Origin of the sequence: Dietzia alimentaria 72 (genome assembly GCF_000226215.1) — a bacterium.
Taxonomy (GTDB): Bacteria; Actinomycetota; Actinomycetes; order Mycobacteriales; family Mycobacteriaceae; genus Dietzia; species Dietzia alimentaria.
In genome coordinates this window covers 64,926-87,956 of record NZ_AGFF01000032.1, presented here as the reverse complement: position 1 = coordinate 87,956, position 23,031 = coordinate 64,926, and the positions used below count along the sequence as shown (strand labels likewise).

Here is a 23,031-nt window from a genome sequence, read left to right as displayed (position 1 = left end):
CCCCAAGAATCCCGAAGAACTCCCAGCTCACGAGGCAGACAACCTCACCGCCACCCCGACTCGGGGCAACTTCTCCAGCGTAGCCGACCCGCACCACCCAGTCAAAACCGGACTTCACGAACCCACTCTCGGAGCCCGTCGCTCTGTGCGGCTCGGCCTCTCGGCTGGGCTCGCTCTCGGCGACTTCCAATAAGTTACGCAGGCCTGGTCCGAAACGCAAATCCCCAGGTCATAACGGCAAATGGGCGAAGACGCCGACTATTGCCGACGCCTCCGTGCTGGGCCCGATCGCCGGTTAGGTGATCCGGACGCCCGCGAAGCTTTTCTTCCCTCTGCGCAACACGAGCCAACTGCCGTGCAGCAGGTCTTCAGATGCTGGGGACCACTCGGGATCAGCGACGCGTTCGTTGTTCACGTACGCGCCACCTTCGCCCACCGCCCGTCGGGCGGCGCCCTTGCTGTCGCAGAGACCAGAGGCCGCCAGCAGGTCGACGATCGTCCTGGGCTCGTCGGTCCCCACGGAAACCGTTCCGGCATCCTCTAGCGCGGCAGCGAGCGTCATCTCGTCGAGTCCGGACAATTCGCCTCGACCGAACAGCGCCTGAGCCGCGGCCTGGACCGACTCGGTAGCGGACACACCATGCACCAGAGTCGTCATCTCTTCCGCGAGACGCTTCTGGGCCGCTCGCATGTGGGGCTTGTCCTCAGTGAGAGTTGCGAGCTCGTCGATCTCCTCCTGTCCGAGGAAGGAGAACCAGCGCAGGTACCGGATGACATCGGCGTCGGCGGTGTTGAGGAAGTACTGGTACCAGGTGTAAGGACTGGTCATGGTCGGATCGAGCCATAGGCTGCCGCCCCCTGTGGACTTGCCGAACTTCTTCCCGTCCGCGGAGGTGACCAGTGGAACGGTCATGGCGTGTACGGCCTCGCCGTCGACGCGGCGGTTGAGGTCCACCCCGCCGATGATGTTGCCCCATTGATCGGAGCCGCCGAGTTGCAACGTGCATCCCATATTGCGTCGCAACTGCAGGAAGTCGTTGGCCTGGAGCAGCATGTAGGAGAACTCGGTGAAGGAGATCCCCTCGCCCTCGAGGCGACGCTTGACCGTGTCCCTTCCCAGCATCGTGTTGAGCGAGAAGTGCTTGCCCACGTCACGGAGGAACTCGATGGCCGATAGGTGGCCGGTCCACTGCATGTTATTGACCACACGGGCTCCGGTCGGCCCCTCGGTGAGATCCACGAACCGCTCGAGCTGACCTTCGATTCGCTCGGTCCACTCGGCGACGGTGTCGGAGGAATTCATGGTCCGCTCACCCACGTCGCGGGGATCACCGATCATCCCGGTGGCACCGCCGGCCAACACGATGGGGCGGTGACCCGCCAGTTGGAACCGTCGCAGGGTGAGCAGCGGGATCAGGTGCCCGGCATGCAAACTGGGCCCGGTCGGGTCGAACCCGCAATAGAGCGACACCCTCCCCTCGTCGAGGTGAGCGCGGAGCGCGTCGAGGTCGGTCGACTGTGCGACGAGCCCCCGCCACTGCAGTTCATCGAGGAAGTTGTAGGTCACGGCGACCATTGTCCCCCATCGCGGTGCCCGCCCACCACGGGGCGGGTGGGTCTTGGTGTCCAGCGGTCCGGTGCGGACTACTCGGGACGCGGTGCCCGCGGACTTCGGCGGTAGGCCGAAACCTCTCGCGCCCCGGCCAGCCAGAAGCGCCACGGCCTCTCGGCCTCGCGGGACACGCCCACGCGGGGTCCCGTCCGTATCTGCTCATCAGAGACGGGCTCGGGACAGAAGGACACCGACGACGACGAGGCAAGTACATCCGTGCCACGGAACGTCAGATCGATACCGAGACTCTTCCCGAGATTGCCGGGGCCTCGAGCTGCTCGTTCGAGGGCTACGCCCGGTCGACGGAGCAAGACAACGTCATGCCCGCTGACCACCCGACCTGCGCGGAGCAGGACTCCCCCGCCCTCGCCGGCCGGCCGGCAGGTGATGTTGATGCACTGGTGAATGCCGTGACTGAGATAGACGTACAGGTGCCCGGCGTCGCCGAACATCACCTCGTTACGTGAGGTGAGGCCGGGCCAGGTGTGCGCCGCCTCGTCCGGATGCGCGGATTCCACCGGCCCTCCGTAAGCCTCAACCTCAACGATCCGGACCGAGACAGCACCGTGCCTAAGGACTCCACCGAGCAACGTCCGCGCAGCCTCGTCCGGCGAGGCGCGCCGTAAAAATTGTCTGAACCCGATGGCATCGCCGGCGTTAGTGACGGTGGGGAGGGCGGTCACTCCTGTGTGTCGCTCCCCGACCGTGCCAGCAGATCCGCGTGCTCGGCTTCGTCGACCGACCGACTCTCGTCGACGAGCAGCACCGGGATGCCCTCGTCGATCCGGTAGGACCTCCGCAGACGGGGGTTGTACAGGGTGTCCTCGCCGATGAGGAGGAGCGGACCCTTGTCCTCTGGGCAGGCGAGGATCTCGAGCAGTCGGGCGTCTATGACGGACATGACGCTCACCCTACCCAGCCGGCGAATTCGTCTCGGATCTCCCCGAGACGTCTGCGTTGTTTGGCAACGGCCTCGCCCGCGGTGCCGCCACGGGCGTGACGGGACGCGATCGAACCCGTCACCGTCAGCACCTCGCGGACCTCAGGAGTAAGCGCTGGATCCACGGCGGCCAACTCGTCGTCGTCAAGCTCGTCGAGTCCCACGCCTCGGGCCTCGGCCACCCGCACGCACTCTCCGGCGGCCTCGTGGGCGACGCGGAAAGGCACGCCCTGTCGGACCATCCACTCCGCGATATCCGTGGCCAGGGTGTACCCGGCCGGGGCGAGTTCCGCGAGCCGCTCCGGGTGGAATTCAAGAGTGGCGACCAGTCCCGCCATGGCGGGCAGCAACAGGTCGAGCTGGGCGACCGAGTCGAAGACAGGCTCCTTGTCCTCCTGCAGATCACGATTGTAGGCCAGCGGTTGCGCCTTGAGTGTGGCCAGCAATCCAGTGAGGTTGCCAATCAGACGTCCGGTCTTGCCGCGCATGAGTTCGGCGACATCCGGGTTCTTCTTCTGCGGCATGATCGAGCTACCCGTCGACCACTCGTCGGCCAGGGTCACGTAGCCGAACTCAGGTGTCGACCACGCGATGATCTCCTCCGCCAGCCGCGAGAGGTCCACCGCGATCTGCGCCAACACGAACGCCGACTCGGAGGCGAAGTCGCGTGAACTGGTGGCGTCGATCGAGTTGTCGGCTGCACGGTCGAAACCGAGCTCCGCCGCGATCGCGTCGGGATCCAACCCTAACGACGACCCCGCCAGCGCACCAGCACCGTACGGGGAGACCGCCAGGCGACGATCCAGATCCCGGATCCGGTCGAGGTCACGCAGTAACGGCTGAGCGTGTGCGAGGAGCTGATGGGAGAGCAGAACCGGCTGCGCGGCCTGGAAGTGGGTTTTGCCCGGCATCACTGTTTCCGTGTGGGCGTCCGCCTGGCCGACCAGCGCGTCCACCACGTCCAGCACGCCGTCCGCGACCGCTCGGACCGCATCCCGCAGCCACATCCGGAACAGCGTGGCCACCTGGTCATTTCGAGACCTTCCGGCGCGCAGGCGGCCACCAACCTCGGCCCCAACGCGCTCGATCAAACCGCGCTCGAGTGCACCGTGCACGTCCTCGTCGGACTCGGCGGGTACGAACGCACCGGAGTCGACGTCCGCCGCGAGCCTGTCGAGCCCGTCGAGCATCGCGTCGAGGTCGGGCCCGGTGAGCAGGCCCGCACGATGAAGCACGCGGGAGTGCGCCTTCGACGCCCGGATGTCGTACGGCGCCAACTCCCAGTCAAAGTGGGTTGACTTGCTCAGTGCCGCCATCGCCTCCGCCGGACCACCGGCGAATCTGCCGCCCCACAGCGAGCCGGCATTGGTGCCGTGCCGTTCGTCGCTCATAGACCGAGGTCCCGCTTGGCGGCGATCTTGGAGCTCAGGCCATGGAGGTTGACGAAGCCCTTGGCGTAGCTCTGGTCGAATGAGTCGCCCTCGTCGTAGGTGGCCAGGTTGAAGTCGTACAGCGACTTGTCGGAGCGACGGCCGTTGACGGTGATCTGGCCACCGTGCAGGACCATCCGGATGTCGCCGGAAACGTGCTCCTGGGTGCTGTCGATGAACGCGTCCAGCGCGTACTTGAGCGGCGAGAACCACAACCCGTCGTAAACCGCGTTGGACCAAGTGTCGGACACCCCGGACTTGTAGCGGGCCAACTCGCGCTCGAGAGTGACGTCCTCGAGAGCCTTGTGCGCGGTGATGAGCACCATCGCGCCCGGCGCCTCGTAGACCTCGCGGCTCTTGATGCCGACGAGGCGGTCCTCGACCATGTCGAGACGCCCGACTCCTTGCGCGCCGCCCCGACGGTTGAGTTCCTCGATGGCCTCCAGCACCGTCACCTTGCGGCCGTCGATGGCGACGGGTACGCCCGCATCGAACGTGATGGTGACCTCGTCCGGAGCAGCGAAATTAAGGGTGGGGTCCTCGGTGTAGTCGTAAACGTCCTTGGTCGGCGCGTTCCATAGGTCCTCGAGGAAACCGGTTTCCACGGCCCGGCCCCACACGTTCTGGTCGATCGAGAACGGCGACTTTTTGGTGACATTGATCGGAATGTCGTTCTCTTCAGCGAACTCGATGGCCTTCTCGCGGGTCCACGCGTAGTCGCGGACGGGAGCGATCACGTCGAGGTCGGGGGCGAGCGCACCGAAGCCCACCTCAAATCGGACCTGGTCGTTGCCCTTGCCTGTACAACCGTGCGCGACGGCGGTACCGCTGTGCTCCTTGGCCGCCGTGACGAGGTGCTTGACGATCAGCGGCCGGGAGATGGCCGAGACCAGCGGGTACTCACGCATGTACAGCCCGTTGGCCTTGATCGTGGGGGCGCAGTACTCCTCGGCGAACTCATCGCGGGCATCCACGACCAACGACTCGACGGCACCACAGTCCAGGGCCCGCTGACGGATCGCGCCCATGTCCTCACCGCCCTGGCCCAGGTCGATGGCGACCGCGACGACCTCCGCACCGGTCTCTTTGGCGATCCAGCTGATGGCTACGGATGTATCCAGGCCACCGGAGTAGGCGAGGACGACGCGATCGGTCATGGTGTTCTCCTTGGTGTGTGTGCTTAGTTTGTCTGATGGTCAGTGTTCGTACGCTTTGGCAGGTCAGACCTGGCGGCGGGCCAGCGCTGCGAGCCGGTGAGCGAGCTCCCCACCACCGACGGGTTCGCGAGCCATCACGAATATGGTGTCATCCCCGGCGATAGTCCCCACCACGTCGTCGAGGTTCGCCCGGTCGAGAGCACTTGCGAGGAAATTCGCCGCCCCCGGCGGAGTGCGCAGTACGGCCATGTTCCCGCTGTGGTCGGCCGACACCAGCAACTCGGCTAGGAGCCGGCTCAACCTGTCGGTTCCTCCTGGGATCCCGGGGACATGACTCCCATCCTCCGGGATCACATAGCGACCTGCCCCGCCGTCCGCGGCGCGGAGTTTGACCGCGCCGAGTTCGTCGAGGTCCCGACTGAGGGTGGCCACAGCTACAGCGATCCCCTCCTCAGCCAGTGCCTCGGCGAGTTCGGTCTGGCTGCGCACCGCTCGACTGCGGAGCATCTCGATGATTCGGGCGTGCCGTGCGGTGCGGCTCACCGTCCCAGCGGTGGTCACGACCGCTCCAGCAGCCACACCAGCAGGGCCTTTTGGGCGTGAAGCCGGTTCTCGGCCTCGTCGAACACCCGGCTGCGCGGCCCATCGATGACCTCGGCGGTGATCTCCTTGCCCCGGTATGCCGGAAGACAGTGCAGGACGATCACGTGGTCTGCAGCCTTGTCGACAGCCTCCTGCCCCAGCTGATAGTCGGCTAGATCACGCAGACGATCCGCGGCCGAGTCCTCCATTCCCATCGACACCCACGTGTCGGTGATGAGGACATCGGCGTCGACGACCGCGGTGGCGGCGTCGGCCGTGATGGTGACCGAACCCCCGGTCTCGGTGGCGATCCGCTGGGCGTCGGCCACGACCTGACCGGTCGGCTGGTACCCCTCGGGGGCGGCGACGGTGATGTGTATACCCGCGGTCGCGAATCCGAGAAGGTACGAGTGACCCATGTTGTTGGCACCATCGCCCAGGTACACCGCGCGCAGACCTGCAGTGCGACTGAAGTTCTCTCGGATCGTGAGCAGGTCCGCGAGGATCTGGCACGGGTGGAATTCGTCGGTTAACGCGTTGACCACCGGCACGGTGGAGTGCGAGGCGAGTTCCGCAATGCCGCCCTGCGAGTAGGTACGCCAGACGATTGCCTCGACGTAACGGGACATCACCATGGCGGTGTCGGCAAGGGTTTCGCCCTTACCCATCTGAGTGGATCCGGACTCCACCACGATGGCGTTACCACCCAGTTGTGCGATACCGGCGTCGAACGAGAATCGGGTACGGGTGGACGTCTTGTCGAAGATCACCGCAACCGAACGGGGCCCCTCGAGAGGACGCGCCGAGAACGGAGCCGACTTGAGCGCCAGTCCGAGCTCGAGGACCTCCGCCTGCTCGGCAGGACTCAAGTCATCGTCGCGGAGGAAGTGCCGAACCGCGGTTTCGGACGGGATCGTGGGCCGGGTGGTCATGACGTGGACTCCTGCGGGGATGCGGCGTCGAGGATCGCGGGCAGAGCGGCCACGAAGGTCGCCGCCTGCTGTTCCGTCAGTATCAGTGGTGGTGCGAGCCGGACGACGTCGGCCGCCGTGGCTCCCACCAGATAGCCGGCGTCCCGCGCGGCCTCTTCGACGGCCTTCGCCTCGGCTGAGGTGAGGACCACGCCGAGAAGTAGGCCCCGACCACGCACGTGATCCACCAGAGGGTGGTCGAGACACTCGATGTCCGCGGCGATGATCTTGCCGAGTCTGTCAACGTGGGCGATGAGGTCATCGGAGGCAATCGTGTCGAGGACCGCCAGTGCCGCCGCGCACGCTATCGGATTCCCACCGAAAGTGGTGCCGTGCTGACCCGCGGTGAGCAGGTCCCCTGCCGAGCCGACGCCCAGACACGCACCGATCGGCAGGCCGCCCCCGAGTCCCTTGGCCAATGTGATGACGTCGGGAGTCACGCCGGCTTTGCGTGAGGCGAACATTGCGCCCGTGCGTGCGACGCCGGTCTGGACCTCGTCGACCATCATCAGGATCCCGTGTTCGGTGCACAGGGCGCGCACATCCGCCAGGAAGCCCTCCGGGGGCTCCACCACACCTCCTTCACCCTGCAGCGGTTCGATAATGATCGCGGCGGTGTCCGACGGCGCCTTGTCCACCAACGCCGTGAGCGCCGCGATGTCCCCGTACGGGAAGTACTCGACTCCGGCCGGCATCGGTTCGAACGGTTCGCGCTTGGCGGGCTGGCCGGTCATCGCCAGTGCGCCCATAGTCCGACCATGGAAACCGTTCTCAGCTGCGAGAATCCGCGACCGGCCGGTCCGGCGGGCGATCTTGAACGCGGCCTCGTTGGCTTCAGCACCCGAGTTGCAGAAGAACGTCCGCACACGCTCGTCGACCGCCAGCAAATCCTCGAGTCGCTCCGCCAGTGCCACGACGGTTGGGTGGACGTAGAGGTTGGAGACGTGCCCCAGTTCCGCGACCTGCCGGCTTACGGCCTCGATCACGGCGGGGTGTGCATGGCCGAGTGAGTTGACCGCGATCCCGGCGAGCAGATCCACGTACTCGCGGCCGTCCGCGGCCGTGACGGTTGCCCCCCTACCTGATACCAGCTCCAGCGGCGGGGTTCCATAGTTGCGCATCAGCGCCGTGTCCCACCGGGAGGTGAGAGTGCTGGTTTCCTGTGAACTCACTTGTCAGCTCCTAGTGGGGACCGGGTCTCGTGGGAACCCTCGGTGACCATGGTCCCGATGCCTCCCTCGGTGAGAATCTCGAGCAACACCGAGTGCTCCACGCGTCCGTCGATGACGTGTGCCGCCCCCACACCGCCCTGCACCGCGCGGAGGCAGGCCTCCATCTTCGGGACCATCCCGCTCTCCAAGGACGGCAGGAGTTTCTCCAGAGGCCCTGTGCCGAGGTGGGTCACGAGCGACGAACGATCGGGCCAATTGGTGTATAGGCCCTCTACGTCTGTAAGGACGACGAGCTTTTCCGCCGAAAGGGCCGCAGCGAGGGCCCCCGCAGCCGAGTCGGCGTTGATGTTGTGGACCGTGCCGTCGACATCAGGTGCGATGGTCGACACCACCGGGATCCGACCAGCCTCGATCAGGTCGAGCACCGCTCTCGGGTCCACTGCCTGGACGTCGCCGACGAGGCCGATGTCGGTAGGTGCACCATTGACCATCGCCGTCCGGCGGACCGCCGTGAACAGTCCGGCGTCCTCGCCCGAGATCCCCACGGCGTAGGGCCCGTGTGCGTTGATCAGGCCCACGAGCTCTCGGCCGACCTGGCCGAAGAGCACCATTCGCACCACATCCATGACCTCCGGAGTGGTAACCCGGAAGCCTCCACGGAACTCACCCTCCATGCCCAGGCGTCCGAGCATCGACGTGATCTGCGGACCACCACCGTGAACCACGACAGGCTTGAGGCCACAGGTACGGAGGAAGACCATATCCGCGGCGAACGCGGCCTTGAGCCGGTCGTCCACCATCGCGTTGCCGCCGTACTTGACCACGACAATCTTGTTGTGGAACTTCTGAAGCCACGGCAGGGCCTCGGCGAGGACGTGCGCGCGGACAAATGGTGTTAGCTCGGAGGACCCGTCGTTCATCTCTGTGGTCATCTCATGCCCCTTCCGGGCGGGACTGAACAAATGCTGCTGCTGCTGCTGCTGCGAGCCGTCACGGAGCCATTCCGACCGTGCTCAGACCAGCAACCTCAGGTAGACCGAGCGCGATGTTCATGGACTGGATCGCTCCCCCTGCGGTGCCTTTGGCGAGGTTATCGATGGCGGCGGTGAACACGGCGCGTCCGGCACGCTCATCTACCTCGATCCCCAGCTGCACAGCATTTGACCCCAACACGGAAGCGGTCATCGGCTGGACACCAGCGGGGAGCAGATGGACAAACGGCTCGTCTGCGAACGCCTCAACGTAAACCTGCCGCAGCTCGTCAACAGTCGCTGTTGTCGGGACGATGGCGGTGGTGAGGATGCCACGAGCCATCGGCGCCAGGACGGGCGTGAAACTCACCGACACCTCCGCATCGGTGACCGAGCGGAGGTTCTGCGTGATCTCCGGGGTGTGTCGGTGCGTGGTCACGCCGTACGCCTTGGCGGAGCCCACGACCTCCGAAGCCAGCATCGGCACCTTTGCCGATTTGCCCGCTCCGGAGGCACCTGTAACCGAGACCACGGTGATCATCGAAGCATCGACGAGTCCAGCGGCCACGGCCGGGAACAGTGCCAAAGTGGCGCCCGTGGGGAAGCACCCCGGGACGGCGACGCGGCGGGTCGACCGAAGAGCATCGCGCGCCCCGGGGAGTTCGGGGAGCCCGTAGGGCCAGGTGCCTGCGTGTGCGGAACCGTAGAACGCCTCCCAGTCGCCGGCATCGCTCAACCGAAAGTCGGCGCCGAGGTCCACCACCAGAACATCGGGCCCGAGCTTTTCCGCGATCGCTGCTGAATGCCCGTGCGGAAGACCCAACACCACCACGTCGTGCCCCGACAACGTCTCCGCGCTCGTCTCGGCGAGGACGCGGTCGGCGAGCGGAAGCAGGTGCGGATGATGTTCCGCCATGGACTGCCCTGCGTTCGACCCAGCGGCCAACGTTCCGATCTCCAGCTCTCCCGAAATGAACGACGGGTGCCCGAGGATAAGTCGCAGGAACTCCCCTCCCGCGTATCCCGAAGCGCCAGCGACAGCTACCTTGATTGCCATACGCACGAGTATGCACCAGAATGCAATCTTTTGCACACTGGGCGCCTCAAAGCGTTCAGTGACCCATTACGCCGTCAGGCACTGATCTGCCTGCCGCCGCCGCGGAATCGCCGTTGGCCCAGATCAACGGACCCGCCCACACGACGCCCTTCGTCGATCCCGGAGGTCCCGACACGCCGGCGGCTCCCCCGCACCGCCGACGGGAAGCGACGGCGGAGCTCAGAGTCCGCGCATTGAGAGTCCGTCCGGAGCGCCAGTCCCGCACCAGCGGCATCTGAGCTCTCGGCGACCGCTCCCCGTTCTGCAGCCTTCAGCCGGCGCCCCACTTCGTAAGCGAACCCGGCCATGAACGATTTACGGTGCGTGACCGCGGACATGCCGACCTGGGGCCGCTGCTGGGCCGCCGCTGCGAGCATGATGCCGGTAAGGGCACCCGCCAGCATTCCGACCCGCTCTACGTGACGACGAACACCAATAATGTGGACGACCCTCGTGCGATCTACTCGCGCGGAGGTGACGGCCCGGCAGTGCATCGCCACGGCCAGCGACGCGACCAGGCTCACCTGGTCCGGCTGATAACTGCCCGAGACGACGTGGTCGTAGACGGTGACCTCGGCGGACGCATCGTCGGGGCCCGACCGCGCCAGCACCTCGTCAACCCCGTATTTGGCGAGCAATTCGTACGCCCGCTCCAGAAGAACCTCGGCCTCCGGCGTTCCAGCGACGCTCTCGGCTTTCGCGAAGAGTTTCCGAACCCTGTCCAGCGCCTTACCCGCCGACTGCTGGGCGGAAGCGGTGGACGCATTCTGCGATGTGGTCATTGACTACTCCTGTTGTCTCGTCCGGCTTGCGAGACGGATGTTCGCACAGGTGTACGACACACTGCTGACGTGGATTCGACGAATTTTAGGTCAGCGGTGCAGGAACCAGGTGTGATCGAGCGGTCCGGAGCCGCCGCCGACTTCCAGTGTCAGTCCGCCGAGCAGCGCCCCGTCCATCCAGGGGCGGACCCGGTGGTATGCGCTCTCCCAGTCAGGCGCGCCGACCCTTGCGGTGGCGAGCGCTGACGAGAGGGAACAGCCGGTGCCATGGGTGTGCGGGGTGTTGACCCGAACGAACGTCAGTCGCTCTGTTGTGCGGCGGTCCCCGGTGGACTCCACAAGAACGTCCTCGGCACTGCCATCAGTGAGATCACCGGTGGTGGCGAGGACAGCGCAACCGGTCTGCTCGTGCAGAAGTTCCGCTTGTCTCACGATATCCCCGATGTGCGCAGCCGTCTCGCCACCACAGAGGACTGCGAGTTCAGGCACATTAGGCGTCACGAGGTCGACCAAGGGTACGAGTTCGCCGAGCATGCGCGCAGCGGCGTCGCTCGCCAGTCGGCCGCCGGTCGTGGCCACCATGACCGGATCCAGGACGACGTGGGGAGGTCGACGACGACGGAGCCACTCACCCACCGCTTGGACGAGCTCCGCTTCTCCCAACATTCCGACCTTGACGGCGTCGATCTGAACATCGTCCGCCACGGCGTCGAGCTGCGACACAACGGACTCGACCGGCACCGCGTGCACGCCTGTCACCCCGAGGGTGTTCTGGATGGTCACCGCGGTGACCGCGCCCATCCCGTACCCGCCCATCGCGGCGACGGCCTTGGTGTCGGCCAGCAGGCCGGCACCGCCGGACGGGTCCGTTCCCGCGATGCACAGAACGCGAGGCACCCGCGGCGCGTCAACCACGGAGGCTCGCCCCCACGGCATTCCGGGCGGCTTCGACCGCCGCGGAGCGCCACTGGCTCGCATCGTCCTCGGTGAGGGTGCGGTCGTCGGCGCGGAAAGTGAGGGCGTAGGCGAGCGACTTGCGACCCTCGCCGAGCTGGGAACCGGTGTACACGTCGAACAGACGAATACTCTCGAGCAGTTCGCCGCCGCCTGAACGCAGCGCCGCCTCGACCTCGGACGCGGGAACGGCAGCGTCGACCACTACCGCGACATCCTGGTTGACGGCCGGGTAGGCGGAGATCCTGGGAGCGGGCAGGACTTCACGGGCTCCCACAGCGCTGAGATCCATCTCGACGGCACAAGCCCGTGCAGGCAGTCCGAGTCGCTCGCAGGCTGCCGGGTGCAGTTCACCGGCGTGACCTACGACCCGGCCGTCCACGAGGATTTCAATGCAGCGACCCGGGTGCCACGGCGCGTACTCGGCCGCGCGCACGTCGACCTGGGCTCCGAGTGCACGGCCGACGATCCTGGCCGCCTCGACCGCATCGAGCGCGTCGGCGTCGCGACCGGCACCCGAATGTCCCCCGGGGTCGCGCATCCCGGTAAACAGGGCAGCCATGTGGAGGGGCTGATCGGGCAGCGACGCGCTCAATGCTTCCCGTTCCTCGTCAGTGGGCTCGCGGTCCACCGGCAGCATCCCCACACTCGAGGTGGTGGGGGTCCGGAACGATACCTGCGCAACAGAGAACAGCGAGAGATCGCGGGTACCTCGGGTGAGGTTGCGCCTGGCGATCTCGATCAACGACGGCAACAATGTCGTGGCCAGATGCGCCTTGTCGCTCTCGAGGGGATTGACGACCGACATCGTGAAACGACGCTCGTCGTCGTCGGCCAGTCCCATGGCATCGAACACCGACGGATCACAGAACGGAGACGTGAGCACTTCGACGTGGCCGGCAGCCGCCAACGCGCGACCGACCGCGCGGCGTCCGCGCTGGCCGGCGGTGAGGCCCCGCCCCGCGGGAGCGGTGGGTAGCACCGACGGAATGTTCTCCAGCCCTTCGAGCCTCACTACCTCCTCCACCAGGTCTGCGGGCAACGTCAGGTCGGGTCGCCACGCAGGCGGAGTCACCTCGAGCAGAACCGCGTCGTCACCGGTGACCGTGCAGCCGATCTGTTCGAGCCGACGTCGCGTGGTTCCAGTGGCGTACTCGACGCCCGCGACGCGGGACGGGCGGTCCGCGTCGAAGGAGATCGTGGGCATGGTGGGGGCGGAGCCGACATCGGTGAGCGAGGCCTCTACCGTTCCGCCGGTGATCTCCGCCAGGAGCGTGGCCGCGCGATCCAGTGCCGCGATCGAGGCCGCGGCGTCGACGCCACGCTCGTAGCGCTTGCCGGCCTCGCTGGGCAGTTTGTGCCGACGGATCGTACGGAAGACGGAGAGCGTGTCCCAGACCGCGGCCTCGAGGAGCACCTCTGTGGTCTGGTCGGACACCTCGGTGCTGGCACCGCCCATCACACCGGCCAGCGAGATCGGGCCGCGGTCATCACAGATCACCACGTCCTCGGGGTCGAGGGTGCGTTCGGCGTCGTCGAGGGTGGTGAGCTTCTCTCCCGCCCGGGCACGACGCACTGTGAGTCCGCCCCGTAGCGTGGCGGCGTCGAACGCGTGCATCGGATGGCCGAGCTCGAGCATGACGTAGTTGGTCACGTCGACAGCGGGCGAGATCGGTCGGATGCCCGACAGCAGCAGGCGGCGGGCCATCCACCACGGTGTCCGCGCGGTCGGGTCCACGCCGACCACCCGGCGCAGCGCGAAACGCTGGGCGCCGGATTCTCGAGACACCTCGAGCGGCCACGCTTCCCCCTCGGACGGCAAGCCCAGCTCGACGGCCGGATCAGCGAAGTCGAGATCAAACCCACACGCGAGCTCCCGTGCCAAGCCCCGGGCGGACAGGCAGTAGCCGCGGTCCGGCGTCACGTTGAGCTCGAAGACCGTGTCGGAGCCCGACGCCCCCGCAGCCAGAACCGGTCCGGCGGGCGCGCCTGGCTCCGCGGTGCCGTCCGCCAGCACGATGATGCCGGTGTGATCCGCTCCGATGCCCAGCTCTGACGCCGAGCAGATCATGCCCTCACTGGGCTTGCCGTAGGTCTTGCGCTTGCCGATCTCGAACCCGCCCGGCAGCACGGTGCCGGGTAGCGCCACCACCACCAGATCGCCGGTGGCAAAATTCCGCGCGCCGCAGACGATCTGCTGCGCCTCGTCGGCTCCCACGTCGACCAGACAGAAGCGTATGGGCTTCTTGAAACCCTCGAGTTCCTCGATGCTGCTCACGCGCCCGATGACGAGCGGTCCGGTGGTCTCGGGCAAAGGCTCCGGGTCGCCCTCGACCTCGAGACCGACACGCACGAAGCCGGAGTCGAGCTCTGCGGGAGTCACTGACCAGCCGTCGTTGGCCCGCTGCAGGATCTCGGTCAGCCAGGACTGCGCAATTCGCACTGTGGGGTCCTTCGTCTCTGTGAATGGGAGGGGAGGGTGAGCGGCGGGTCAGTAGCGGATACCGAAGGGCAGGGAGAACCGCACATCCCCCTCGACCATGTCCCTCATGTCTGACAGCCCGTTACGGAACTGCAGGGTGCGCTCCAGCCCCATGCCGAACGCGAATCCCGAGTACTCCTCGGGGTCGATGCCACAGGCGGTCAGGACATTGGGATGCACCATCCCACAGCCACCCCATTCGACCCAGCCAGCGCCGCCCTTCTTACGAGGGAACCACACGTCGACCTCCGCGGAGGGTTCGGTGAACGGGAAGTAATTGGGGCGCATGCGCGTGCGGGTTTCAGGGCCGAACAGCGCCCGGGCGAACGCGTCCAGCGCGCCTCGAAGGTGCGCCATCGTCAGGCCCTTGTCGATGGCCAGCCCCTCGACCTGGTGGAAGACCGGGGTGTGGGTGGCGTCGAGCTCGTCGGTGCGGAACGTACGTCCCGGGCACGCCACGTAGATGGGCGGTTCACGGTCGAGCATCGTCCGGATCTGCACCGGAGAGGTGTGCGTCCGCAGAACCTGGCGGCTGCCCTCGGGAGCGATGTGGAACGTGTCCTGGAGGGTTCGCGCCGGGTGGTCGGGCAGGAAGTTGAGGGCGTCGAAGTTATAGTGCTCCGCCTCGACCTCGGGCCCCTCGGTGATCTCCCAGCCCATCGCCACGAACACGTCCGCGACCTGCTCGGTGATGATCGTGATGGGGTGCTGCGCGCCGGACGGGGCACGGCCGGACGGGACCGTCAGGTCGAGGGTTTCCGCCACCAGAACGGCGGCGTCGCGCTCGGCCTGGAGGGCGGCGAGCCGTCCCTCGTAGGCCTTCTGCACCCGTCCGCGAGCGACGTTCACGGCCTTGCCGGCCGAGGCCTTCTGCTCTTTGGGAAGCGAACCGAGGGCCCGTCGTCCGAGCGCGATCGGACTACGGTCGCCCAGGTGTGCCGTCTTCGCGGTGGCCAGTGCGTCCAGATCCGCTGCCGCGGCGAACGCGTTCTCCGCGTCCGCGGCGTATCCGGCCAGCGACTCCTCGTCGATCTGCACCTCGACCGAGCCTGTGTCTTCGCTCACCTGTGCTCTCGCCCTCCCCATCACGAACACCTCCGGCGACCGCCGGTGTCGGGGAACAGACTAGTCGATCCCCTCAGCGTCATCTCCGGTCCCCGGTCAGCGCTGCTCGCGCACCGTTCCAGCGTCGACCACAAGTTCGCGAGTGGACCGGAAAGCGCTTCGCATCCTCCGGTCATGGGTGACCAGCAGGACCGTGCCGTCGAACTCCTCGACGGCTTGCTCGAGTTGCTCGATGGCAGGCAGATCGAGGTGGTTGGTGGGCTCGTCCAGGACCAGGAGGTTGACGCCCCGCTGCTGCAGTAGCGCTAACGCAGCGCGGGTACGCTCGCCCGGCGAGAGCGAATCGCACGGGCGGGCCACGTGTTCCCCCGCGAGACCGAACTTGGCCAACAGGGTCCGGGCGGCCGTGGGGTCCGCCCCGTCCGGGTCCGCCGCCGCGCAGAAGACATCGAGGAGTTCACCCGGCCCGGTGAACGCGGCTCGGGCCTGATCCACTCGACCCGCTTCAACCGATGAGCCCCGCGTCACTCGGCCGGACTCCGGGGCGCGATCGCCGAGAAGCAGGCTGAGCAACGTGGATTTGCCGGAACCGTTGGCCCCGCTGACCAAGATGCGATCGCCGGAATCCACCTGGAGTGTCACCGGCCCCAGCATGAAGTCTCCCCGCCGGGCGACCGCCTCGTCGAGAACGGAGACCACCGAGCCCGACCGCGGAGCGGACGCGATCTCCATCCGGAGCTCCCATTCCTTACGTGGCTCCTCCACCACGTCGAGCCGCTCCATCGCACGCTCCGACTGGGAGATTTTGGACGCTTGCTTCTCCGACCGTTGGCCGGCCCGGTTGCGGATGTGCTTGTCTCGCTCGGCGTCCTTGCCACCGGACTTGCGCATCGTGTTGCGGACGCCCTTGTCGAGCCAGGTCTTCTGGGTCTGGATGCGATCCTTGAGTTGATCGACCCGGCCGGAGTATCCCTCGTACGCCTCTCGTGCGCGCTGCCGGGCCAGCGCTCGTTCTGTCAGGTACGACTCGTACCCTCCGGCAAAAACCGAGATCTGTCGCTGAGCGGCATCGAGCTCGACGATCCCCGTGACGCAGCGCGCCAGGAACTCCCGGTCGTGACTGACCACGACCATCGGCCGCCGCTCGGTGCGCATGAAATCTTCGAGTATGTCGAGACCCGCGAGGTCCAGGTCATTGGTCGGTTCGTCGAGAAGAAGAATGTCGTACTGACTGAGCAGGACCGCCGCGAGGTTCACGCGCGCGGCCTGCCCGCCGGATAGCGCAACGACCGGCAAGTCCAGAACCGATCCGTCCAGACCGAGACGCGCAGCCGTCACCGGGATCCGCTCATCCAGATCGCCGCCGCCTAGCGCCAGCCAGCGTTCGAGAGCGTCGCCGTAGTCCTCGGCGGCCTGGTCCGAGTCAGCCATCTGTTCGGCGAGACGATCCATGAGCGCCTGCGCATCTGCGACGCCGGTGACGCGATGGAGTAGCGACCGAACGACCTCGTCGTCGTCCGCCTCCACCTCCTGGCGCAACAGTCCCACGGTGGCGTCAGACGGACTCACGGTGACCTGGCCCGTCACCTCGGCGTCGGGGACGCCGGCGAGAATGTGTAGAAGAGTCGATTTACCCGCGCCGTTCGAGCCGGTGAGGCCCCAGACATCCCCGGTGGCGACGACGAGGTCGAGTCCATCGAAAAGGGTCCGCGCTCCACGCGAAGCCCCGACGCCGCGAGCGGTGAGGGTGGCCGTCACGAACTCACCGCCTGAAGCCGTGCGCTCGTGTGGAGACAGATAGAGGCGGCTGTGACGATGTTCAGACTCTCCGCGCGACCACGGATGGGAATTCGGACCCGAAGGTCCGCGGCGGCGGCCACCGAGGCCGGAACGCCGTGGGCCTCGTTGCCGAAGATCCAGGCCGTAGGTCTGGAGAGTTGCTCGTCAGCATTCTCCACGTCCACCTCGCCACCCGCCGTGGCCACCGCGACCTGAAGACCCAGCGCATGCGCGCGGGAGACCAGGCTGGACTCGGTGACCCCCTTCACGACCGGCACGTGGAACAGACTCCCGGCGGAGGCACGGACGGCTTTGGTGTTCTCGGGATCCGCCGCCCCTTCCGTGAGCCACACGGAGTCGACGCCCAGGGCGTCAGCGACACGGATGAGAGAACCCACGTTGCCCGGCTCAGCCAACGCCTGTCCAACCGCGACGACCCTGGGCGACAACCGGTGCTCGTCATCACGGGATGGGGGTCCGATGACCGGGCTCGGCTCGCGGACCAGGGTTCGACACAGTGCGACGATCCCGGCCGGCGAGACAGTGTCGGACAGCGCGCGGATCGCCCGTGGGGTGACCGTGGAGACCCGCACACCGGACGTGCGTGCGGTGGAGACCAGCCCGGCGAACCTGTCGAGGGCGTCCTCCGCGCAGAAGATTTCCATCGCGTATCCCGTGGATACCGCGGCCTCAACCGAGTTGGCGCCCTCGGCGAGGAAACGGCCGGTCTTTCGGCGGGCGGCCGCGCGATGGAGCTTGGATGCGGAAACGACCCGCGGAGTCCGTTCCGTGAAAGGATCCGCGGGTCGTCCCGTGCCCTGCTCGGGCGGAATATTGTGCGTCAAGTCGCAGACGTCAGGCAGCCGGGGCGTTGACGTCGGACGGCAGCGCCTTACGTGCAACCTCGATGAGAGCCGTGAAGGCCGCTGGGTCGGTGACGGCCAGATCGGCGAGCACCTTGCGGTCCACCTCGACGCCCGCGAGCTTGAGGCCCTGGACGAAGCGGTTGTAGGTCATGTCGTTGGCGCGGGCCGCAGCGTTGATTCGCGTGATCCACAGCTTGCGGAAGTCGCCCTTACGCTGGCGACGGTCCCGGTAGCTGTAGTTCATCGAGTGGAGCATCTGCTCCTTGGCCTTGCGGTACAGACGCGAGCGCTGCCCGCGGTACCCCTTGGTCGAATCAAGTACTGTCCGACGCTTCTTCTGGCCGTTGACGGCCCTCTTCACGCGTGCCACTGGTCAATCCTCACTGGTCTGGGTGGTCACCTCGCGGCGACCGAAAGTTCTAGGTAGGTAACCGGGCTCAGAGCCCGAGGAGACGCTTCACGCGGGGGACATCGGCCGGAGCGACGTCGACACGGCCGTCGAGGCGACGGGTGCGCGTGCTCGGCTTCTTCTCCATGATGTGGCGGCGGTTGGCCTGCTGGCGAACCAGCTTGCCGGTTCCGGTCTTCCGGAAGCGCTTGGCGGTGCCCTTGTGGGTCTTCATCTTCGGCATGATCGGTCTTCCTCACATGGTTCGTCCCGAAAGGCCGGTGGGCCCCGGGTGAGCGGACGACAGGCGTCCGGTGGTCTGGGTCGGCGTTTGAAGCGCCTGGTCTCGACTACTCCGAAACCGGGTCGGTGACCTTGGACTCCTGCGCCTTCGCGCGGGTCTTCGCGCCGCGGTGGGGGGCCACGACCATGGTCATGTTGCGGCCGTCCTGCTTGGCGCTGGTCTCCACGTATCCGAAGTCGGTGATGTCGTCCGCAAGACGCTGCAGGAGCCGGAAACCCAGCTCAGGTCTGGACTGCTCGCGACCACGGAACATGATCGTGACCTTGACCTTGGAGCCCTTCTCCAGGAAACGAACGACGTTCCCCTTCTTGGTCTCGTAGTCATGGGTGTCGATCTTCGGCCGGAGCTTCTGCTCCTTGACCACGGTCTGCTGCTGGTTCTTCCGCGACTCGCGCTCTTTCTGCGCCGCCTCGTACTTGAACTTTCCGTAGTCCATGATCTTGCAGACCGGCGGGCGCGCGTTCGGCGCGACCTCGACGAGGTCCAGGTCGGCCTCTAGAGCCAGACGAAGTGCATCTTCGACGCGAACGATCCCCACCTGCTCGCCCCCGGGGCCGACGAGTCGGACTTCGGGGACACGGATTCGTTCGTTGATACGTGCTTCGGCGCTGATGGGCCCTCCTCGGTAGTTACGGTGCATGCGTCGACGGCCACAAACATGGCCGCGCATCCGCCCTCGAGGGACCTCTGGCATCACCGGCATTGACCGGCGAAACCGAGAAGGCCCCACGGTTCGGATACCGGGGGCCTCTCACTCCTCACCCTACGACGGAGACACTGCTGCGATGACTCGCAGGCCCTTCGTCGACGGTGGTGACCATCAAACTACCGCTAGGCGTCGGATGGTGGGAGATCAGGCTCCTCTTGGACGATGGAACCCACTACGTAGCGGATTCCCACAGTCAAGAACAGAGACTACCAGCTACGGCAAGGACCCCCAAACCGGTGGCCAGGACCGACGGAGTTCGCCGGTCCGTGGGACAGTATTCGACATGACCACCGACCAGCCTGAATCCGCCGACCAGGGCGCGGGGAGTCCCCTGGATGAGCACCTCGACGCCCGCGAGGTCGAGATCGTCGACTTGGCCGACGTCTCTGCTCAGGAGATCATCTTTCGTTCGATCGTCGTGCTGATGAGCGCCGCGGCAGAGAAGCTGGGCCTCTCTGACGATAACCCCGGCTCCAGCCCCCACCTGGATCTGGACGAGGGGCGCAAGCTGATCACCTCGCTCGCAGGACTGGTGACCGGTTCCGCTGAGTATCTCGGGCCGCAGGCCGGCGTCGTCCGTGACGGACTGCAGGGACTGCAGCGCGCGTTCCGCGAGGCCAGTGCCTACCCAGACGAGCCCGGAGACGGGCCCGGTGAGAAGTTCACCGGCCCTGTTTACTGACATGGCTATCTGACCGACCTTCACCGACCCGGGCCCAAGAGGCCCGGGTCGGTTCTTTGTCGGCCCTTGTCAGCGAAGTGCCCTAGCCTTGCGCGCCGCCTTGGTCGCCGTCTTCTTGGCGGTCGACGCCGCCGCTGACTTCTGGGCAGGTGCCTTTTTGGCCGGCTTCTTCGTGGCGGACACCTCCGTCGCGGGAGCGGCCTTTACTGCGGGCAACACCTCCGCCAGGAACCGACCGGTATGACTCTCCGATACCGTGGCAACTTGCTCGGGCGTACCCTCAGCGACAACCAGTCCGCCGCCTGCGCCGCCCTCTGGCCCCATGTCAATGACCCAGTCGGCGCTCTTGATGACGTCGAGGTTGTGCTCGATCACGATGACCGTGTTGCCTTTGTCCACCAGTCCCTGGATCACAAGGAGCAGCTTGGTGATGTCCTCGAAGTGCAGTCCCGTGGTGGGCTCGTCGAGGATATAGACGGTGCGTCCGCTCGACCGCTTCTGGAGTTCTGCAGCCAGCTTCACTCGCTGGGCCTCACCGCCGGAGAGCGTCGGTGCGGACTGACCCAACCGCACGTAGCCCAGACCGACTTGCGTCAGGGTATTGAGGTAGCGGTGGATCGACGTGATGGGCTCGAAGAACTCACTTGCCTCCTCGATGGACATGTCCAGGACCTCGGCGATGGTCTTACCTTTGTAGTGCACCTCGAGTGTCTCGCGGTTGTATCGCGCCCCATGACACACCTCGCACGGAACGTATACGTCCGGCAGGAAGTTCATCTCGATTTTGAGGGTGCCGTCGCCCTGGCAAGCCTCACAGCGGCCGCCCTTAACGTTGAAGGAGAACCGCCCCTGCTTGTATCCCCGGACCTTCGCCTCTGTGGTGGCGGCGAACAGCGTGCGGATCTTGTCAAACACCCCGGTGTACGTGGCCGGGTTGGATCGGGGGGTCCGGCCGATCGGCGACTGGTCCACCTGGACGAGTTTGTCGAAGTCCTCGACCCCGTCGATGCGTGAGTGGCGGCCGGGGACCTGACGCGCGCGGTTGAGCTGGTTCGCCAGTGACGTCGCGAGGATGTCGTTGACCAGGGTCGACTTGCCGGAACCGGACACGCCTGTCACGGCGCAGAGAATGCCGGCAGGAAACACCACGTCCACGTTCTTGAGGTTGTTCTCCCTGGCACCGCGTACACGGAGTCGCTTGTCCGGGCTCGGTTCACGGCGTTTCTCCGGGACAGCGATCTCCCGTCGACCCGACAGGTAGGCGCCGGTCAGAGACTCTTCATTGTCCAACAACCCCTGGTAGTCGCCCGAGTGGACCACTCGCCCACCGTGCTCCCCCGCCAGCGGCCCGATGTCCACGATCCAGTCCGCCGAGCGGATCGTGTCCTCGTCGTGCTCGACCACGAGCAGCGTGTTGCCCAGATTGCGGAGCCTGACCAGGGTGTCGATGAGGCGACGGTTATCCCTCTGGTGCAGCCCGATCGACGGTTCGTCCAGTACGTACAGCACCCCTGCGAGTCCCGAACCGATCTGCGTGGCCAGGCGGATCCGCTGGGCCTCACCGCCGGAGAGGCTTCCGGCCACGCGGTCCAGCGAGAGGTAGTCCAGACCCACGTCGAGCAGGAAACCCATCCGGGCCTGGATCTCCTTGAGAACTCGACCCGCGATCATCGTCTGCCGGGGGTCAAGCTCCAGCCCGTCGAGGAATTGGGCACAATCTGCGACGGACATCCGGCTGATGTCGGCGATCGACTGCTCGCGCCCCCCTGGGCCGGCGAGCGTGACCGCCAGTATCTCCGGCTTGAGGCGGGTCCCGCCGCAGCCTGGGCACGGAACCTCGCGCATGTAACCCTGGTAGCGCTCCTTCTGCGACTCCGATTCCGTCTGCTCGAGTCGGCGCTTGAGGAACGACATGACGCCCTCGAACTTGGCGTCGTAGGTACGAACCCGTCCGAATCGATTGCGGTATTGGACCCGGACCTTGGTGGGCGCGCCGCCGAGAACAGCCTTGCGAACCTTAGCGGGCAGATCCTGCCACGGGGTGCGCAGATCAAAGCCCATGTCACTGGCCAGACCAGTGAGCAGTTGTTGGAAGTAATCTGCACTCTGACCGCCGGACCACGGCGCGATGGCCCCGTCCGCCAGCGACCTCTCGGGATCCGGGACCACCAGATCGGGGTCCACCTCGAGATGCGATCCCAGCCCGTCGCACACCGGGCAGGCACCGTACGGATTGTTGAACGAGAACGCCCGCGGCTCCATCTCGTCCAGCGCGATCGGGTGACCGTTGGGGCACGCCATGTGCTCAGAGAATCGGCGCTGACGGGTGGAATCGGACTCGTCCACATCTACGTAGTCGATCACGATCACGCCGTCGGCCAGGCCGAGAGCTGTCTCCACCGAATCCGTGAGTCGCTGGCGAGCCGACTTCTTGGTGGCCAACCGGTCCACCACCACCTCGATGTCGTGCTTCTCCTGCTTCTTCAGCGTCGGCGGCTCCGCCAGGGTATGCAGAACGCCGTCTACGCGCACGCGGCTATAGCCATCCGCGGCCAGCTGGTCGAAGAGATCGACGAACTCACCCTTCCGGGTGCGGACAACGGGCGCGAGCACCTGGAACCGAGCCCCCTCCTCACCCTCCAGGATCTGGTCGACGATCTGCTGCGGGGTCTGGCGCGAGATCACTTCGCCGCAGGTAGGGCAATGCGGCACTCCGGCGCGGGCGTAGAGCAACCGCAGATAGTCGTGCACCTCGGTGATGGTGCCGACGGTTGACCGGGGGTTGCGGTTGGTCGACTTCTGATCGATCGACACCGCCGGGGAGAGCCCCTCGATGAAATCGACATCCGGCTTGTCCATCTGTCCCAGGAACATCCGGGCGTAGGAGGAGAGCGACTCGACGTACCGCCGTTGGCCCTCCGCGAAGATCGTGTCGAACGCGAGCGAGGACTTGCCGGAGCCGGACAATCCCGTGAAGACGATCAATGAGTCACGGGGGATGTCTATGTCCACGCCCTTGAGGTTGTGTTCACGTGCGCCGCGGACGACCAGACGGTCCACCATGGGTACTCCTTCCGAGGGGGGAGGTC

21 protein-coding genes are annotated in these 23,031 nt (G+C 66.3%); 1 reads left to right on the top strand and 20 read right to left on the bottom strand.

Annotated elements, in window-relative coordinates:
• Positions 1-295: 295 nt before the first annotated feature.
• The 19 genes from tyrS to infC form a co-directional block, all read right to left on the bottom strand.
• Positions 296-1,567 (bottom strand): tyrosine--tRNA ligase, encoded by a 1,272-nt coding sequence (gene tyrS, locus ON04_RS15510; RefSeq protein ID WP_010542562.1) that lies wholly within the window; start codon positions 1,565-1,567, stop codon positions 296-298.
• A gap of 77 nt (positions 1,568-1,644) precedes the next feature.
• Positions 1,645-2,295, bottom strand: a complete 651-nt coding sequence (locus ON04_RS15505; RefSeq protein ID WP_010542561.1) for a DNA-3-methyladenine glycosylase — start codon at positions 2,293-2,295, stop codon at positions 1,645-1,647.
• The gene (locus tag ON04_RS15500) at positions 2,292-2,513 is read right to left on the bottom strand and encodes a Trm112 family protein (RefSeq protein ID WP_033444383.1); all 222 of its coding nucleotides are present in this window, start codon (positions 2,511-2,513) and stop codon (positions 2,292-2,294) included. Before ON04_RS15500 ends, ON04_RS15505 begins: the two co-directional genes overlap by 4 nt.
• Before the next feature lie 5 nt (positions 2,514-2,518).
• Entirely contained in the window at positions 2,519-3,943 is a 1,425-nt protein-coding gene (gene argH, locus ON04_RS15495; protein ID WP_010542559.1) for an argininosuccinate lyase, read from the bottom strand.
• A complete protein-coding gene (locus tag ON04_RS15490) occupies positions 3,940-5,139 on the bottom strand; it encodes an argininosuccinate synthase (protein ID WP_010542558.1) in 1,200 nt (399 codons plus the stop codon). Before ON04_RS15490 ends, argH begins: the two co-directional genes overlap by 4 nt.
• Before the next feature lie 63 nt (positions 5,140-5,202).
• On the bottom strand, positions 5,203-5,700 hold the full coding sequence (locus ON04_RS15485; protein WP_033444382.1) for an arginine repressor: 498 nt from the start codon (positions 5,698-5,700) through the stop codon (positions 5,203-5,205).
• On the bottom strand, positions 5,697-6,653 hold the full coding sequence (gene argF, locus ON04_RS15480) for an ornithine carbamoyltransferase (protein WP_010542556.1): 957 nt from the start codon (positions 6,651-6,653) through the stop codon (positions 5,697-5,699). The genes ON04_RS15485 and argF overlap by 4 nt, the downstream gene beginning before the upstream one ends.
• Positions 6,650-7,864: an acetylornithine transaminase gene (locus tag ON04_RS15475; protein WP_010542555.1), complete on the bottom strand. Its 1,215-nt coding sequence runs from the start codon at positions 7,862-7,864 to the stop codon at positions 6,650-6,652. The genes argF and ON04_RS15475 overlap by 4 nt, the downstream gene beginning before the upstream one ends.
• Positions 7,861-8,796, bottom strand: a complete 936-nt coding sequence (gene argB / locus ON04_RS15470; protein ID WP_010542554.1) for an acetylglutamate kinase — start codon at positions 8,794-8,796, stop codon at positions 7,861-7,863. The genes ON04_RS15475 and argB overlap by 4 nt, the downstream gene beginning before the upstream one ends.
• A 58-nt stretch (positions 8,797-8,854) precedes the next feature.
• Complete coding sequence (gene argC, locus ON04_RS15465) at positions 8,855-9,892, bottom strand: N-acetyl-gamma-glutamyl-phosphate reductase (protein ID WP_010542553.1); 1,038 nt, start codon at positions 9,890-9,892, stop codon at positions 8,855-8,857.
• 74 nt (positions 9,893-9,966) lie between these two features.
• The gene (locus ON04_RS15460; RefSeq protein ID WP_010542552.1) at positions 9,967-10,713 is read right to left on the bottom strand and encodes a DUF2786 domain-containing protein; all 747 of its coding nucleotides are present in this window, start codon (positions 10,711-10,713) and stop codon (positions 9,967-9,969) included.
• A 90-nt stretch (positions 10,714-10,803) separates the two neighbouring features.
• Entirely contained in the window at positions 10,804-11,628 is an 825-nt protein-coding gene (gene thiD, locus ON04_RS15455; protein WP_029458621.1) for a bifunctional hydroxymethylpyrimidine kinase/phosphomethylpyrimidine kinase, read from the bottom strand.
• On the bottom strand, positions 11,621-14,110 hold the full coding sequence (pheT, locus tag ON04_RS15450; RefSeq protein WP_010542550.1) for a phenylalanine--tRNA ligase subunit beta: 2,490 nt from the start codon (positions 14,108-14,110) through the stop codon (positions 11,621-11,623). The genes thiD and pheT overlap by 8 nt, the downstream gene beginning before the upstream one ends.
• A 48-nt stretch (positions 14,111-14,158) precedes the next feature.
• Positions 14,159-15,235: a phenylalanine--tRNA ligase subunit alpha gene (pheS, locus tag ON04_RS15445; protein WP_050815383.1), complete on the bottom strand. Its 1,077-nt coding sequence runs from the start codon at positions 15,233-15,235 to the stop codon at positions 14,159-14,161.
• A gap of 75 nt (positions 15,236-15,310) precedes the next feature.
• The gene (locus ON04_RS15440) at positions 15,311-16,972 is read right to left on the bottom strand and encodes an ABC-F family ATP-binding cassette domain-containing protein (RefSeq protein WP_010542548.1); all 1,662 of its coding nucleotides are present in this window, start codon (positions 16,970-16,972) and stop codon (positions 15,311-15,313) included.
• Positions 16,969-17,838 carry a TrmH family RNA methyltransferase gene (locus ON04_RS15435; RefSeq protein WP_010542547.1) on the bottom strand — a complete coding sequence of 290 codons (870 nt, stop codon included), beginning with the start codon at positions 17,836-17,838 and terminating at the stop codon, positions 16,969-16,971. Before ON04_RS15435 ends, ON04_RS15440 begins: the two co-directional genes overlap by 4 nt.
• Positions 17,839-17,848: 10 nt before the next feature.
• Positions 17,849-18,229 (bottom strand): 50S ribosomal protein L20, encoded by a 381-nt coding sequence (rplT, locus tag ON04_RS15430; protein ID WP_010542546.1) that lies wholly within the window; start codon positions 18,227-18,229, stop codon positions 17,849-17,851.
• 67 nt (positions 18,230-18,296) lie between these two features.
• Positions 18,297-18,491, bottom strand: a complete 195-nt coding sequence (rpmI, locus tag ON04_RS15425) for a 50S ribosomal protein L35 (RefSeq protein WP_010542545.1) — start codon at positions 18,489-18,491, stop codon at positions 18,297-18,299.
• Positions 18,492-18,597: 106 nt separating this feature from the next.
• A complete protein-coding gene (infC, locus tag ON04_RS15420) occupies positions 18,598-19,191 on the bottom strand; it encodes a translation initiation factor IF-3 (protein ID WP_010542544.1) in 594 nt (197 codons plus the stop codon).
• A 352-nt stretch (positions 19,192-19,543) separates the two neighbouring features.
• Here infC and ON04_RS15415 point away from each other — a divergent pair, with 352 nt between their 5' ends.
• Positions 19,544-19,942: a DUF1844 domain-containing protein gene (locus ON04_RS15415; protein ID WP_010542543.1), complete on the top strand. Its 399-nt coding sequence runs from the start codon at positions 19,544-19,546 to the stop codon at positions 19,940-19,942.
• Positions 19,943-20,011: 69 nt separating this feature from the next.
• Here the strand turns inward: ON04_RS15415 and uvrA are convergent, their stop codons facing one another.
• Positions 20,012-23,005, bottom strand: a complete 2,994-nt coding sequence (uvrA, locus tag ON04_RS15410; RefSeq protein WP_010542542.1) for an excinuclease ABC subunit UvrA — start codon at positions 23,003-23,005, stop codon at positions 20,012-20,014.
• Between the last annotated feature and the right edge of the window lie 26 nt (positions 23,006-23,031).